The 14,952-nt window shown below is 56.9% G+C and carries 8 protein-coding genes; 3 read left to right on the top strand and 5 right to left on the bottom strand.

The window, feature by feature from the left end:
• Positions 1 to 139 precede the first annotated feature (139 nt).
• From ACKZ62_RS14155 to ACKZ62_RS14145, 3 genes are all read left to right on the top strand, one after another.
• Positions 140 to 1,639, top strand: coding sequence for an ATPase domain-containing protein (locus tag ACKZ62_RS14155; RefSeq protein ID WP_032885743.1), 1,500 nt, complete (start codon positions 140 to 142; stop codon positions 1,637 to 1,639).
• On the top strand, positions 1,639 to 3,309 hold the full coding sequence (locus tag ACKZ62_RS14150) for an ATP-binding protein (RefSeq protein WP_447096898.1): 1,671 nt from the start codon (positions 1,639 to 1,641) through the stop codon (positions 3,307 to 3,309). Before ACKZ62_RS14155 ends, ACKZ62_RS14150 begins: the two co-directional genes overlap by 1 nt.
• Before the next feature lie 151 nt (positions 3,310 to 3,460).
• Entirely contained in the window at positions 3,461 to 8,179 is a 4,719-nt protein-coding gene (locus tag ACKZ62_RS14145) for an Mcf1 protease effector domain-containing protein (protein ID WP_447096897.1), read from the top strand.
• A 34-nt stretch (positions 8,180 to 8,213) separates the two neighbouring features.
• Here the strand turns inward: ACKZ62_RS14145 and ACKZ62_RS14140 are convergent, their stop codons facing one another.
• The 5 genes from ACKZ62_RS14140 to ACKZ62_RS14120 form a co-directional block, all read right to left on the bottom strand.
• Positions 8,214 to 8,591: a response regulator gene (locus ACKZ62_RS14140; RefSeq protein WP_032885674.1), complete on the bottom strand. Its 378-nt coding sequence runs from the start codon at positions 8,589 to 8,591 to the stop codon at positions 8,214 to 8,216.
• A 78-nt stretch (positions 8,592 to 8,669) separates the two neighbouring features.
• Positions 8,670 to 9,863, bottom strand: coding sequence for a hybrid sensor histidine kinase/response regulator (locus tag ACKZ62_RS14135; RefSeq protein WP_095184745.1), 1,194 nt, complete (start codon positions 9,861 to 9,863; stop codon positions 8,670 to 8,672).
• Positions 9,857 to 10,456 (bottom strand): chemotaxis protein CheB, encoded by a 600-nt coding sequence (locus tag ACKZ62_RS14130; protein ID WP_032885676.1) that lies wholly within the window; start codon positions 10,454 to 10,456, stop codon positions 9,857 to 9,859. The genes ACKZ62_RS14135 and ACKZ62_RS14130 overlap by 7 nt, the downstream gene beginning before the upstream one ends.
• Positions 10,453 to 11,283 (bottom strand): CheR family methyltransferase, encoded by an 831-nt coding sequence (locus ACKZ62_RS14125; RefSeq protein ID WP_177326419.1) that lies wholly within the window; start codon positions 11,281 to 11,283, stop codon positions 10,453 to 10,455. The genes ACKZ62_RS14130 and ACKZ62_RS14125 overlap by 4 nt, the downstream gene beginning before the upstream one ends.
• Entirely contained in the window at positions 11,284 to 14,781 is a 3,498-nt protein-coding gene (locus ACKZ62_RS14120) for a response regulator (protein ID WP_447096896.1), read from the bottom strand. It abuts the gene before it with no gap.
• Between the last annotated feature and the right edge of the window lie 171 nt (positions 14,782 to 14,952).

Below are 14,952 nucleotides of genomic sequence, written 5' to 3'. Positions count from 1 at the left end.
CCACGACACCTCGGGGACGGCTCGCCTGTACCGATAAATTGAGCCGTTTGTTGAACGGTTGCATAGTGCCACGGTCAAGTAAACATGGCGTGTTGTGACGAACATGCCCTTCCACTTGTACGTGACCCGAGGGCACTTCTTGTCTACATCCAAAGAGCTGTTCAGTGAAAAGGCGGCCACCGGCATCGAAGGTCTTGATGACATTCTTGCCGGGGGGCTATCGCGCAGCCACCTGTTTTTGCTGGAAGGTGAACCTGGTACCGGTAAAACCACCGTGGCCCTGCATTTCCTTCAGGCCGGGGCAAAAAACGGCGAGCGATCCTTGTACATCACCTTGTCGGAGACTGAGCGCGAGTTGCGCCAGGGCGCCAAATCCCACGGTTGGGACCTGGATGACAACATCCATATTTTTGAGCTGACCCCACCGGAAAGCTTGCTCAATGCCGAGCACCAACAGAGCCTGCTGTATTCCTCTGACCTTGAGCTGGGTGAAGCCACGCGGCAGATCTTTGAGGTGGTGGAACGGGTCAAGCCGACCCGCGTGGTCGTCGACAGCCTCTCTGAGATCCGCCTGCTGGCGCAGAGTTCGTTGCGTTATCGCCGGCAGATCCTCGCCATCAAGCACTACTTCGTGCGTTATGACGCCACCGTTCTGCTGTTGGACGACCTGACCACTGAATCCCTGGATAAAACCGTGCACAGCGTGGCCCACGGCGTGATCCGTCTGGAAGAATTGACGCCGAACTACGGTGCCGAACGCCGCCGGGTTCGTGTGGTGAAGTACCGTGGACAGAAGTATCGCGGCGGTTTCCACGACTTCACCATCATGCAGGACGGGGTGCATGTATTCCCTCGCCTGGTGGCCGCCGAACACCGCGGTGGTTACAACCGCCAGACGCTCACCAGCGGCATCAGCGAGATGGACTCATTGTTGGGCGGCGGTATCGAGACGGGCTCCAGCAGCCTGATTCTCGGCCCGGCCGGTACCGGCAAATCGTTGATCTCGATGATCTTCGCTGCCGCCGCCGTGTTACGCGGCGAAAAGGCAGCGCTGTTTATCTTCGACGAAGAGCTGGGGTTGTTGTTTGAACGCATGAAAAACATGGGTATCGACCTTGAAGCGCTGCAGGCCACCGGCAACTTGATGATCGAACAAGTGGACGCTGCCGAACTGTCCCCTGGCGAGTTCTCCCACCGGGTGCGCCGCGCTATCGACGAAGGGGGTATCAAAACCGTGGTGATCGACAGCATCAACGGTTACCAGGCGGCGATGCCTGAAGAAAATGCGCTGATCCTGCACATGCACGAGTTACTGCTGTACCTCAACCGTCGCGGTGCGGCGACCTTCATGACCGTCGCTCAACACGGGTTGGTGGGTGACATGCAAGCACCGGTCGACATCACCTACCTGGCCGACACAGTGATTCTGCTGCGTTACTTTGAAGCGCTGGGCAAAGTCCGCCGGGCGATTTCGATCATCAAGAAACGTACCGGCGCCCACGAGTCGACCATTCGTGAATACCGCATCAGCAACCGTGGTTTGACCGTCGGCGAGCCCTTGGACAACTTCCAGGGCGTACTGCGCGGCATCCCGACCTACATGGGCGCAGGCTCCCCTTTGCTCAAGGATGAGCAATAGTGCCGAATCTACTTGGCGTTTCCGAACGCGCGATCATCCTGGCGCCAGTGGGGCGCGACAGTTCACTGGCGTTGATGATGCTCAACGAAGCCGGTTACTCCGGCATCGTCGCGACCCACCTGCCGATGCTGTGCGACGCGATGGAAGAAGGTGCAGGTCTGTTGATCATTGCCGCCGAAGGCTTGCGCGGTATCGATCTGGAGCCGCTGCTGGAAAAACTGCACCAGCAGCCCGCTTGGTCGGATATGCCCATCGTGCTGATGACCCATCACGGCGGCAGCGAACAGAACGGTTCGTCCCACCTCAGTGGCCTGCTCGGCAATGTGACCTTCCTGGAGCGGCCCTTCCACCCGGTGACCCTGATCAGCCTGGTCAGCGCTGCTCTGCGCGGCCGTCGTCGCCAGTACGAGGCGCGTGACCGCCTGATCGACTTGAGCGAAAGCGAACTGCGCCTGCAACGCACACTTGAAACCCTTGAACAACAAGTCGAAGAGCGCACCGCGCAACTGCGCCACAACGAAGAGGCGCTGCGCCAATCACAGAAAATGGAAGCCGTCGGCCAATTGACGGGCGGTATCGCCCACGACTTCAACAATATGCTCACCGGGATTATCGGCAGCCTCGAGTTACTGCGCAGGCGCGTGTCCCGTGGCAAGTTGGACGACCTCGATAGCCTCATCGATCTTGGCGTCACGTCAGCTAACCGCGCAGCCGGATTGACCCATCGGTTGCTAGCGTTTTCCCGCCGGCAATCCTTGGACTCCAAACCGGTCAATATCAATGAACTGGTCAGCTCCATGGGTGAACTGCTGGAACGCAGCATCAATGAAAGCATTACCCTTGAGATGCAACTCACCGACCAGCCTTGGACAGCTGAAGCCGACCCCAATCAGCTGGAAAGCGCCCTGCTCAACCTGGTGCTCAATGCCCGCGATGCAATGCCCAACGGCGGCAAGCTGACGGTGGAAACGTCGAATCGGCACCTGGACAGCGTTTTCACCGCTGCGTTTGGCACCCTGCCCCCAGGCGATTACGTTGAGCTGAGCATCAGTGATAACGGCTGCGGCATCCCGCAAAGCGTGATTGGCCGTGTGTTCGATCCCTTCTTTACCACCAAGCCGATCGGCCAAGGCACCGGCCTTGGTTTATCGATGATCTACGGCTTCGCCCGTCAGTCCCGCGGACACGTCACCCTGCACAGCGAGGTGGGCCTGGGGACGACCGTCAGCTTGTTCCTGCCACGTTTTCTGGGTGAGACCGTCGTCCCCGAACCCGTCGACCCTGCGTTGCTGCCATTTGCCAATTCCGGGGAGACCGTGCTGATCGTCGAGGACGACCCCGCCGTACGCGTGCTGGTCAGCGCAGTACTTAAAGAGCTGGGTTATGGGTTTGTTGAGGCAGAGGACGCCAATACGGCATTACCGATCATTGAATCTGAACAGCGGATCGACCTGTTGATCAGCGATGTCGGCTTGCCCGGCATGAACGGCAGACAAATGGCAGAGATCGGCCGGCAGATGCGGCCGGATCTGAAGGTATTGTTTATTACCGGCTATGCCGAACATGCCGCCGTGCGCGGTGGTTTTCTCGACCCTGGCATGCAGTTGATTACCAAGCCATTTACCTTTGATTTGTTGACGGCGAAGGTGCGGGAGATGATCCGGGCGTGATGTGATGCATGTATTGCTTGCGGCACAGCCAGGTTAAGAGGGAAAAGTTCGGAAATCATTGGCGTCGGGATAAGCGGAATCGCCAGAACGGTTTTGGTTACTGAGAGTGACACCTAGGGTGTTCCTCCCTGCCGACCTGACGAGCTAGCCAATGATCCCATCCCGTAATGATGTAGTGCTCAGTCATCACCTCCCGATGAACGTCAACGCGCCACTGACGTCCGTAGATCAACCCCAGTTCAATAAGCCTGGGCTCAGGACTGAAGGTCCCGTCCCCTCCCATGACACCGCCCGTTCCGAGGGCGACAGCCTTCTGGCCGAGATTTATGGCAAGGCACTCCTTCGCTTGACTGATGTTGAAAGTCAGGATCGGGAGGTGATGATAGAAAACATTCCTCCCAACTCCACATTCGGTCAGTGGTGGGCGCAATTAGGGCGAGCGATGCAGTCCGATGATGTCAAGGAGTGGATGAGACACATCGGGGTGGATAGCCGCACAGTGAAAATCACGCCCGAATCGGGTCAAGTATCTTTCAAAGTTCAGCGCTATATCACCGCATCACCAGTGACACAGACGCATGGCCAGGAAGACAAGCAGTGGTCCGGGGTAAGCGGCCCTGTCGTTGAGGCGGCGAAGGTCATAGCGGCGGGCAACGGACTTTCCACTTTCTCCCCGCCGTTGTCCGAACACAGCAACAGCGCGCCGTTATGGCTGGTGAAGCGCTTCTATCGGGAGCCCGAAAAATCGTCAGTCGCAGAGCGCCAGGACAGAGCGGCGCAATTGGCGCAGGATAAATCCTTTGCGCAGCTACCCGCCGGCCTTCACGAGGCGCGCAGTGAGGAGGCACTCACAGGGCAAAAGAAGGCCCTGGGAGATAAGAATACCCGCCGTGATGCCGCGTTTGCGTTCACGCATCTCGCCATGCTTTTAAAGCGCGGCGATCTTCCCTCCGAGCTGATTCTTGATCACCTGCAGAAAAACAACGTCCAGATCGCCCCCGACAGCAGCTATCCAGAAGCTGCCATGAACACATGGGGCGAAGCCACACTTGAGCGCTACCTGCAGGCAAACGGTTGGGATATTCCCACCAATCACCAGGAAGCGGAGAATCTCGCCGCGGCCCTACTCCGACCAGAACCCCAACACCCGCCCCATGGCAACTATGGCGGTGCACTGGCATGGCCGATACCACTCGACACCCGCAGCCAGTGGCAACTGAGGGCAAACCTACGTCACGGCAAGATCGGCGACATTGACCTGAAGCCTTTCAAGAGCGTGCTGGAGTACCTGGCGCAAGACGCGACATTCGAGCCTTCCGAGTTACGTCATCCTCAACGGGTCCTCGACAGGTTGATCCAGTCGCCCAGGGGGCAGGCACTTGGCGAAGCACTGCAGAGCAGTTTCGATGCAAAGTCTGTGAAAGGCAGTCCCAACGACTGGCTGCTGGCTGCGCTGAGTATTGACCGTAAGGTTCAACCAGGCGCTCCCAGAGGCTACGTAGCGGGCATTTCTACTCTGGGCCCTAATGTTTTCGGGAAGCCTGTAGCGGGCATCGTCAAGGACCTGAGCGACTACCTGGTGTCCTCAGGCCAAGCATCGTCACCCGAGAAAGCCGCGCTGCAAGCCCACCTGCTGTTGGCAAGTCGTACGCCGGAATTGCTGGTCAAGGACATCCCCGAAAGCCTGACCTTCGGCTCTCACAGTTGGGTCAGTTTTGTCACCGCCGTCGGGCGCCTTGAGGCCAAGGCAGCGGGATCAACGGCGGCGATGACCTACGGCGAAGTGATGCTGCAAGCGGCGATCGCACCGATCTCTGAAGAGGAGCGCCGTACTGAGTTCCTTGTCCAGCAGGAAGCGCTCAAGGACTGGGGGCGTGCCAATGGCTTGCCTTACCCTGAAAACGAAACGCAGATGAACGCAGTGCGCAACGCGTTTCATGCTCGGATCGCTGAATTGAAAACTGCCAGCGACGCGCAACGTGCACCGATGCCGATAGCCAGGGACATGGCGCGGGAACAGTTACAGAAGGCGCTGCCGCACATGGCTGCGGCACTGTTTGATGAAAAGTGCATCACGCTGGAGCCTTCTGTTGCGGATTTCCCCGGACCTTATTCGGTCCTGGATTTGTACATGGATGGAAGAAGTGCACATGGCGCACCCACCGCCCAACCCGATGCTTTTTATAGAGCGCTCTTCACAGACGGATCCCCCTACTCGCCCAGCAGGTTTGTTTCGTCAGCCTCTGGCGTCAATATCAGCGAGGTCCTGAATACGATAAAGCAACTCCCTCATCTTTCCTCGGCCTTCAAAAGTGCGTTTTCGGCGTACTGCTCAGGCATGGAAAAAAGCCTGGGCACGCAAGTCAAACACTTGATATCGCAACAACCCATTTCCACGCGAAATAATCTTGAACTCGGAAAATTAACTATTGTTAAAGAGCAATACATTGACTATTCACCCTTCTCTCTCATGCCGAAAATACGCGAGCGTGACGATCACAACCTGTTGGTCAAAACTGAACGCATGGGTCAGATTCATACCTACGAGATAGATCTAAAACACGCAAAAATTACCGAACGTACCGACCTGGGCGATTTTCGACCTGGAAGATTCCCAACCGGTCACACCCATCCTGATAGAAAACTTGTCCAGGTGATTCCCGACACACCGTCCGCGTCAGGCCTCACGGATGAAAAAACTGGCGCAACCGCCACGCCCGATAGCTTTAACAGTGAACGTACCTCTTATATTGCCGATGCGTTTATCAAACACATCAATATCAAAGCACTCACAATGGAGGCCCAACAACAAACGACCTTTGACACTGAGGAGCCTTTTCACAAAAAGGTGCGTGAGTTCATGTTGAATCTGATCCCATTAAGGTCGGCGATTTTCAACTTTCAAAACGGTGATTACGCTGAAGGCGTTTTGGATCTGACATTGGATGTGTTTGGTTTTATCGTCGGGGCCGGTGTGGCGGCAAAGGGCGCAAAAGCAATGATGTCCGGCGCTTCCGCACTCAGCAAGCTGCTCCACGGCGCTAAGATTGTCGGGCGCACAGCCATAGGAAGTCTTAATCCCTTCGACGGCGCAACGGACCTCGCCAAGGGGGCCTTTTACCTCGCGAAAACTGGTTCCACATCAGTACTAAAGGGTTTTAGAACACTGACTCATTCTGCTGGCAGTTATGACCTGGTGTCCGCCAGTAAACGTTTCGACGCGGCCTCGGTGGGAACATTCAAGGTCAACAACGAGTTCATTGAAGCACCGGCAACCCTTCTCGATGGAAAGTGGCACGCCTTCAACCCGGCAACCGGGCAACCCTACGGCCCTGCCATAAAAGACTTCCTGCCTTCGGTACACAGCAATGATTTGGGAAGTTTTGCGACAGCAACGGACCCTGCAAAAAGAATAAGTGGCGCGGTGGTCGGCGACTGGAAGAAATCCGTTAGAACCCATCGAGAAGGGCCAGATAAAGAGGCGTTTGACCGCGGCTATATTTACGGAGACCCGCGGAAGATCAATGGCTACTCCAATAAGATGTCATTGGCTGACTTAATGAAGCTTGGCGCCAGTAAAACCCTGACATCAGAACAGGTCGGCATGTTGGTCAAAAAATATGACGACATGGCCTATCAGTTCGGTAAAAACACATCGGCGCGATTTATAGGCAACATTGAGCCGCGCTTCGGCGACGTTACGCCTATGCCCCAAATCATTTACCTCACCCAAACCGGACAATTGTCTGATGGTCAGTGCGCGGCTCTCGCACGTGCCATGGCAACGGCGATGGCGCAAGGCAAGGAGCAAGTGTTAATCAAGAATATGTACACCGCCGCGGCCTTTGCTTTAGATCCGGCCTCCAGGGATTTTGTCGCCAAGCTCAGTAAAATCCAAAGCAAAACGGGTGGCCAAAGTGCCTTCCATGCAGGACAGCCCACCCGTCAGGTTTCCATTCAAGACATGGTCAGGGAGCTGTCCAATTCGACGGTTTCGAAATCATTAATGATCGACTCTCCAGGCCATGCGATGGCCGCGGGAGTAAAAGTCGATGGCGGGTATAAAACGTATTACTTTTATGATCCCAACCATGGTCTCGCCAACTTCTCAAGCGCAGAGGCGATGCAAAAAGGCTTAGAAAAACTGACGCGTGACAAGAAACTTCAGCCCCCCTATAAAACCCATAGCACCGACCCAACAAAGTTGGAATTCAAGGTCTTTGATCACACGGATGACTGGCAGCAAAAAAACAGCGTTTTCAATCTGGACGTCAACAGCTTGTACAGCGCCCCCCTCACTCCGTCCGGCCCCCAAAAACTGTCTAACACTCAGTTGAGACAGAACTTGGAAATACTGCACAAAGCGCCGGGTAATCAGGGCCTGGTTTGTTACGAGGCGTCTATGCGTGTGGGGCAGGCTGAAAAAAGCCTGTCATCTGAAGTGTACGATGCTGTCATAAAGGCTACAGACCGCAGCGGCGGCACAAACTATTCGCCGCATTACCTGGACCTGATGGGGATAAAAACAGATAGCCTCCAAACGGTGTTCAACAGCGCTGACATTACAGAGTCCGGGCTATTGAATTTCAAGCATACCAATGAGGGCGAAGCGTTCGCGCATACCGTCTACATCCAAAAAACCAAAGATAATCAGTTGTACCTTTTCAACACTAATAGTCCGGATCTGGATATGGCCATGATCAAAAATGGCAACCTTCCGGTAATTAGCGGCGGTATGACGGTCTATCCACTGAGCAACGACAAAGGTCTGCAGGCGTTCCTCAATGGTATTGACGGAAAACGCGGTTGGCAGTTCGCGTACACGCCAGCCAGTACGCTCAACGCCAATGTTCAAAGGTTAAAACGTTAACGATTGAATTGAGTGGCGCCCACGCGCCACTTTTTCACGCCAGCAAGCGTTGGATATGCTCGTGCAGGGTATCCAGGTCAAACGGCTTGGCCAGGATCGGCGCATTGCGCGTGATCGGGCTGTTGCATTCGAGAATTTCCTGCGGGTAACCGCTGATAAAAATGACCTTCAATTCCGGTCGCAACTGGATCGCCGGTTCTGCGATCTGTACCCCGGAAATTCCGCCCGGCAGACGGTAGTCGGTGACCATCAGGTCCAAGTGCGGCTTGGTCGCCAGAATCTCGAACGCTTGCTTGCCGTCGATCGCCTTCAGGACCCGATAACCCAGGCCTGCCAGGTATTCACCCAGCACAAACATAATGGATTCGTCGTCCTCGACGATCAGTACGACATCTTGTGCATCTTCACTCATGGGAAGCCTTCGTTCGGTCAATTGCTGCAAGTACGACCATGGGGTCACGCAGAGGTTGCGTCGAAGTGACGATTGATTTCACGCTGACGTTTCAAGGGGCAGACACACCCGAAACAGCGCGCCCTCGCCTATCTGGCTTTCGACCTCGATGGTGCCGCCATGGGCCGCAACGATCTGCTCGGAAATAAACAGCCCAAGGCCCAGGCCCGCCGCCACTTGACTGGCAGACACGCGCTCGAACTGCTGGAAAATACGCTTCTGGTTCTCCGCACTGATGCCGATACCGTGGTCGCGCACTTCGACCCTAGCTTCGCCATGCTCGCTGTACACCTGCACCTCCACTGGGCTTTTGGCCCCGTAGCGCAAGGCGTTGGTCAGCAGGTTGGTGACTACCTGCTCAATGCGGAACTCATCCCAGTTCCCTTCGACGGGCCCTTGCACAACCAGTTGCATCGACGAGTCGGCGGCTGCCACTTGTGGCGCGAAGTTCTCCACCAGGTTGCTGACCAGTTGCGCGAGGTCAAACCTTGCGGGGCGGATCGACAGCTTGCCGGTGCGAATGCGCGACACATCAAGCATATCTTCAATCAGGCGAATCAAGCTTTTGATCTGCCGCTCATCGCGGTCAACCATCGCGTGCATCTTGTCCAGAGTGAACGCGGCGGCGTTATCCCGGGCCAGGTGCATCTTGCGTAGCTGTGTCTCCAGGATCAGCCCGTTAAGGGGCGTACGCACCTCATGGGCGACAATCGACATAAAGTCATCACGCATGCGCACAGCCTGTTCCAACTCGGCCTGGGTGGCCTGCAGGCGGTTCAGCAACTGCTCCTGCTCGCGGCGGCTGCGCTCCAACGCTTCAACCTGTTGCTTCATGGCCTTGCTTTGGCGGTACAAGTCGACGAAGACATTGACCTTGCTCTTCACCGCGTGGATATCCAGCGGTTTATGCAGGAAGTCCACCGCGCCGCTCTCGTAGCCCTTGAAGGCGTAGTTGAGTTCGCGGCCGGCGGCACTGACGAACACGATCGGGATGTTCTTGGTTTTTTCGGTGCCTCGCATCAGTTCGGCCAATTCAAAACCGTTCATGCCGGGCATCTGCACGTCGAGAATCGCCATGGCGAATTCGTGTTCCAGTAACAGGGACAAGGCCTCGTCGGCGCTCAACGCTTTGAAGACCTGGCGATCCTCGCGTTTGATCAGCGCTTCGAGAGCCAGCAGGTTCTCCGGCAGATCGTCGACGATCAGCAGTTTGGCCTGGAAGGTACTTAACATGGGGAGGATTCCAGCAAAGCCAGCAACGAGCCAATTTGGCTCAGCGTGAGAATATGGTCAGGTGTATGCAAGGCCAGGGCCGCTAGCGGCATCACCGAAATACGCGCCTCGGCGGGGTCTTGCACGACGGTGATCCCCCCCGAGCGCTTGACATGGGCCAACCCTTTCGCGCCGTCCTGGTTGGCGCCGGTCAGCAGAATAGCCAGCAAGTTTTTGCCATAGGCATCAGCGGCGGACGCGAACAGGTAATCGATGGCGGGCCGGGAATGATGCACGCGATCCTCCTGGCTCAGGGACAGGCTGCGGTCATGCTCCACCGACAGGTGATAGCCGGGACCGGCGAAATACAGGGAGCCCGCTGCAATAATTTCTTTGTCACGAGCTTCAAGGACCGGGATACGCAAGCGCCGCGCAAATACCTCGGCCAGCTGGCTGCGGCGCTCATCTGGCAGGTGCAGCACGGCAATGATCGGCAATCCAAAACCCGCAGGCAGCTCGCCAAAAATATGCAGCAACGCCTCCACACCGCCGGCAGACGCGCCGACGACGATGGCTTCAATCCCGCGAATCGGGCTGGCTTGCGCGTCGTTCATGATTTCCGGTAGATCCGCTCTTGCTTGACCAAGGCTTCGAACTGCTTGCTGTAGGCAGAAAAATCCAGGGTTTCCTTACTGCCCAGCACCAGGAAGCCGCGATGGCACAGCGACTCATGAAACAACCCAAACGCCCTGTCTTGCAACTTTTTATTGAAATAAATCAGTACGTTACGACATGAAATTAATTGAGTTTCTGAGAATACGCTATCGGTCGCCAGGCTGTGATCAGCAAAGGTCACGTTCTCGCGCAGCGTCTTGTCGAAGATCGCGTAATCGTAAGCCGCCGTGTAGTAGTCGGCAAATGAACGCTGCCCACCTGCCTGCTGATAGTTGGCGGTGTAGGCGCGCACGTTCTCCAGGGAAAAGATGCCCTGCTTGGCTTTATCGAGCGAGGCGGGATTGATGTCCGTGGCATAGATGATCGTGCGCTCCAGCAGCCCTTCTTCGCGCAGCAGGATCGCCATGGAGTACACCTCCTCCCCTGTGCTGCAGCCGGCGATCCAGATCTTGATCGACGGATAGGTTTTGAGCAGCGGTACGACTTCCTGGCGGATCGCCAGGAAGTGCGACGGGTCGCGAAACATCTCGCTCACCGGGATCGTGAGAAATTGCAGCAATTGCATGAATGCCGCTGGATCATGCAGCACCCGTTCCTGCAACGCCGAAATGGTCGCGCAGTCGAACTGGCGTAGGGCGTGAGCCACACGGCGTTTGACCGACGCACCCGAGTAGTCGCGAAAGTCATAGCTGTACTTGAGGTATATCGCCTCAATCAGCAGGCGCAGCTCAATGTCGCTGCTCTTGTCCAAAAAAACGTGCTCCACTTAAATGCGTTCCATCTTGGGTAGCCATACGCGAATCAGTGAGAACAGACGGTCCAGATCGATCGGCTTTGCCAAGTAATCGTTGGAACCCGCCGCGAGGCAGCGCTCCTGATCGTCCTTCATGGCCTTGGCCGTCACCGCAATAATCGGCAGCTTCTTCCAACGCGGGTCCTGGCGGATCAGGGCGGTGGCTTCGTAACCGTCCATCTCCGGCATCATCACGTCCATCAGCACCAGGTCGATATCGTCGACTTCATTGAGTTTCTCGATGGCTTCACGGCCGTTACGCCCGATCACCACCACGGCACCTTTATGCTCCAGGGCGCTGGTGAGGGCGAAGATGTTGCGCACATCGTCGTCCACCAACAGGATTTTGCGCCCCTCGAAGACCTTGTCGCGGCTGCGGGCAGTCTTGAGCATCTTCTGGCGGTCATGGGACAGCTGGGATTCGACTTTGTGCAGAAAGAGTGTGACTTCGTCCAGCAGGCGCTCCGGCGAACGGGCGCCCTTGATGATGATTGAGCGCGAGTACTTGCGCAGCTCGGCTTCTTCATCTCGGGTGAGATTACGCCCGGTGTAGACAATCACTGGCGGGAACGAGCAAATGTCCTCGGTGGCCATGCGCTTAAGCAGCTCGTTGCCGAGCATGTCAGGCAGCTTGAGGTCGATGATCATGCAGTCGTAGACGTTGGTGCGCAGCAGCTCCAACGCGGCCTGGGCGTAACCGACATCGGTAATTTCGATGTCATCGTCGCCGATCAGGCGGGCAATGCTATCGCGTTGCAGGTCGTCGTCTTCCACCAGCAATACGCGCTTGACCTTTTGGGTCAGCTTGGCTTCCAGGCGCGCGAATACGTCCTTGAGCTCCTCGCGGGTGGTGGGTTTCACCGCATACCCGATGGCGCCCATGTGCATGGCGGCTTCGACGCGGTCTTCGACGGATATCACATGCACCGGGATATGACGGGTACTGGCGTGCTCCTTGAGGCGTTGCAACACGGTCAACCCGGAATGGTCCGGCAGGCGCATGTCCAGCAGGATTGCATCGGGGATGTATTCCTCAGCCAGGCTATAACCCTCATCCGCACCGTGGGCGACCAGGCATTGGTAGCCCAGCTCGTGGGCCAGGTCGAACAGGATGCGCGCGAAGTTAGGCTCGTCTTCTACCACCAGGATGCAGCGCGTGGTGAACGGTGCCTTGTCGCGGTCGTCGGCAAAGCGCGGGATGAGTTTAGTGTCGGTCACCGGTAACGGCGACACTTTGATCGGCGTTGGTGCCGGCACTACGACGGCCTGGCGCGGCTGCTCGATCGGAGGCGCGTCTTCGGCGCGCTCCACGTACTGCTCCGGCAATACCAGCGTGAAAACGCTGCCCTTGCCCGGTTCACTGGTTACGCTGATGTAGCCACCCAGCAAGGCCGCCAGGTCCCGGGAGATCGACAGGCCCAGGCCGGTGCCGCCGTAACGCCGGTTGGTGGTGCCATCGGCCTGGCGGAAGGCTTCGAAGATGCTTTCCTGCTGGTCCGGAGCAATGCCGATCCCGGAATCGCGCACGGTAAAGGCAATGCCGCCTTCCGATGCGCTTGATACCGATAGGCTGACCTGGCCCTGTTCAGTGAACTTGACCGCATTAGATAGCAGGTTCTTGAGGATCTGCTCCAGGCGCTGGCGGTCGGTGTACAGCATGATCGGCGCACCTGGCTGGATCTCCACCTGGAACCCCAACTTGCGGTCGGCGGCCAGCGGCTCGAACATCCCGCGCAGACCGTCCACAAGACGCGTCACGCTGGAGTTTTCCGGGCGCACTTCCAGTTTGCCGGCTTCCACCTTGGAAATATCCAGGATGTCGTTGATCAGGTTGAGCAGGTCATTACCGGCCGAATAGATCGATTCGGCGAACTTGACCTGTTCGGCACTGAGGTTGTCCTGGGGGTTTTCCGCCAGCAATTTGGCCAGAATCAACGAGCTGTTCAGCGGCGTGCGCAGTTCGTGGGACATGTTGGCGAGGAATTCGGACTTGTACTTGCTGGACCGCTGCAACTCTTCGGCGCGGTCTTCCAGTTCTACCTGAGCCTGATTGAGCTGGATGTTCTTGCGGTCCATGGCGTCGCGCTGTTCGGCCAGGGTCTGGGCCTGCTCGGCCAATTGTTCGTTAGTCTGCTCCAGCTCTGCTTGTTGGGTCTCCAGGTGGGCCTGGGATTCCTTGAGGATGCGTGACTGCTCTTCCAACTCTTCGTTGGCGGTCTTGAGCTCTTCCTGCTGCACTTGCAGCTCTTCGTTGAGCTGCTGGGTTTCGGCCAGCACTTCCTGCAAACGCTGACGATAACGCGCGGCTTCGATGGAGGTGCCGATGTTGCCGCCGATGAGTTCCAGCAACTCAACGTCACGGTCCTCCAGCGGGCGCAGGAAGCCGAGTTCGACTACCCCGTTGACGCGGTCATCATCGCTGGTCGGCATCACAAGCACGCTGCGGGTGGCGCCTTCGCCGAGGCCGGAACTGACTTTAAAGTAGTCCACCGGCACATCGTCCAGGCGAATCAGGCGATCCAGCTGGGCAGCCTGCCCAACGATGCCTTCGTCACTGTAGATCGATTGTTCCAGTTGCTCCTGGTCACGGGAGAAGCCATAAGTGGCGACCCGCTTGAGGCCGCCGTGCTCTTCGCGTACATACAGCGCCGCAACCGCCGAGCCCATGTATTGAGCGAAAAATTGCAGGATATTGCGCCCCAGCATGTTCAGGGTCAGTTGGCCCAGCACTTGTTCGGCCAGCTCGGTTTGCCCATTGCGCAACCAAGCCTGCTGTTCGAGGCGCCGTGCACTCTTCTGCTGAGACGCGAGGGTTGCGGCGTAACTCTGTGATAGAGCAAGTAAATTCTTCCGGCCGATATACGCCAGAAAGCCACTCAAACCGAGTACGAACACCAGGTACAAGGTGACACTGATCACCGTGGTGCGCGTCACGTCCTCATTGCGAGTGAGGCGAAGCTGTTGCTCCATCGCCACCGCATCGTCGTACTCCTTGCGAATTTCATCGGTGAGGCGCTTGCCGCGGCCAGCCTTGACCGCGCCGCGGTAATCACCGCTTTGGCGCTGCATATCGATCATCGACTGGGCGTATTTATTCCACTCGTCCTGCATGGCCTCAAGGCGTTTGAGGCGGTCGACCTGTTGCGGGTTATCGGCCACCAGTTCCTGCAAATTGCGCAGGTCGGCAATGATGCGCGGCTTAGCCACTTCGTATGGGTCGAGAAAATGCTCATCGCCGGTAATCAGGAAACCACGCATGCCGGTTTCCAAGTCCACGGTGAGCTTGGACGACTCGTTAAGGTTATTAATTACCCGATCGGTGTGCTCAACCCACTTAATCACCGTTAGCAAATAGGTAATCAGGCAGACGAAAAACACGGCGCTCAGCACACCCACACCCAGGGGCAATGCCACGTTCCGGCTCAGGAGGTTACGAAAGCTCTTTTCATCGACGGACGACGCAGGAGTCATGGGCATGCCTTGGCCAAATACGGAAAAACCGGGAGTTTGCCCCAAACTGGCGGGCAAGACCATTTTTCTAAAGCTGTTTTGTACAGATTCCTACAGCGGAACAAGCTATTCTCCCTAGCCTTTTGTATTGCATTGTTTTTACCGCTTGCGGGAACTTGTCTACAGGCCGCG

The sequence above is a fragment of the Pseudomonas sivasensis genome, assembly GCF_052938085.1.
The sequence above is the reverse complement of the archived record's forward strand: the minus strand, read 5'-3'. Positions and strand labels throughout refer to the sequence as shown.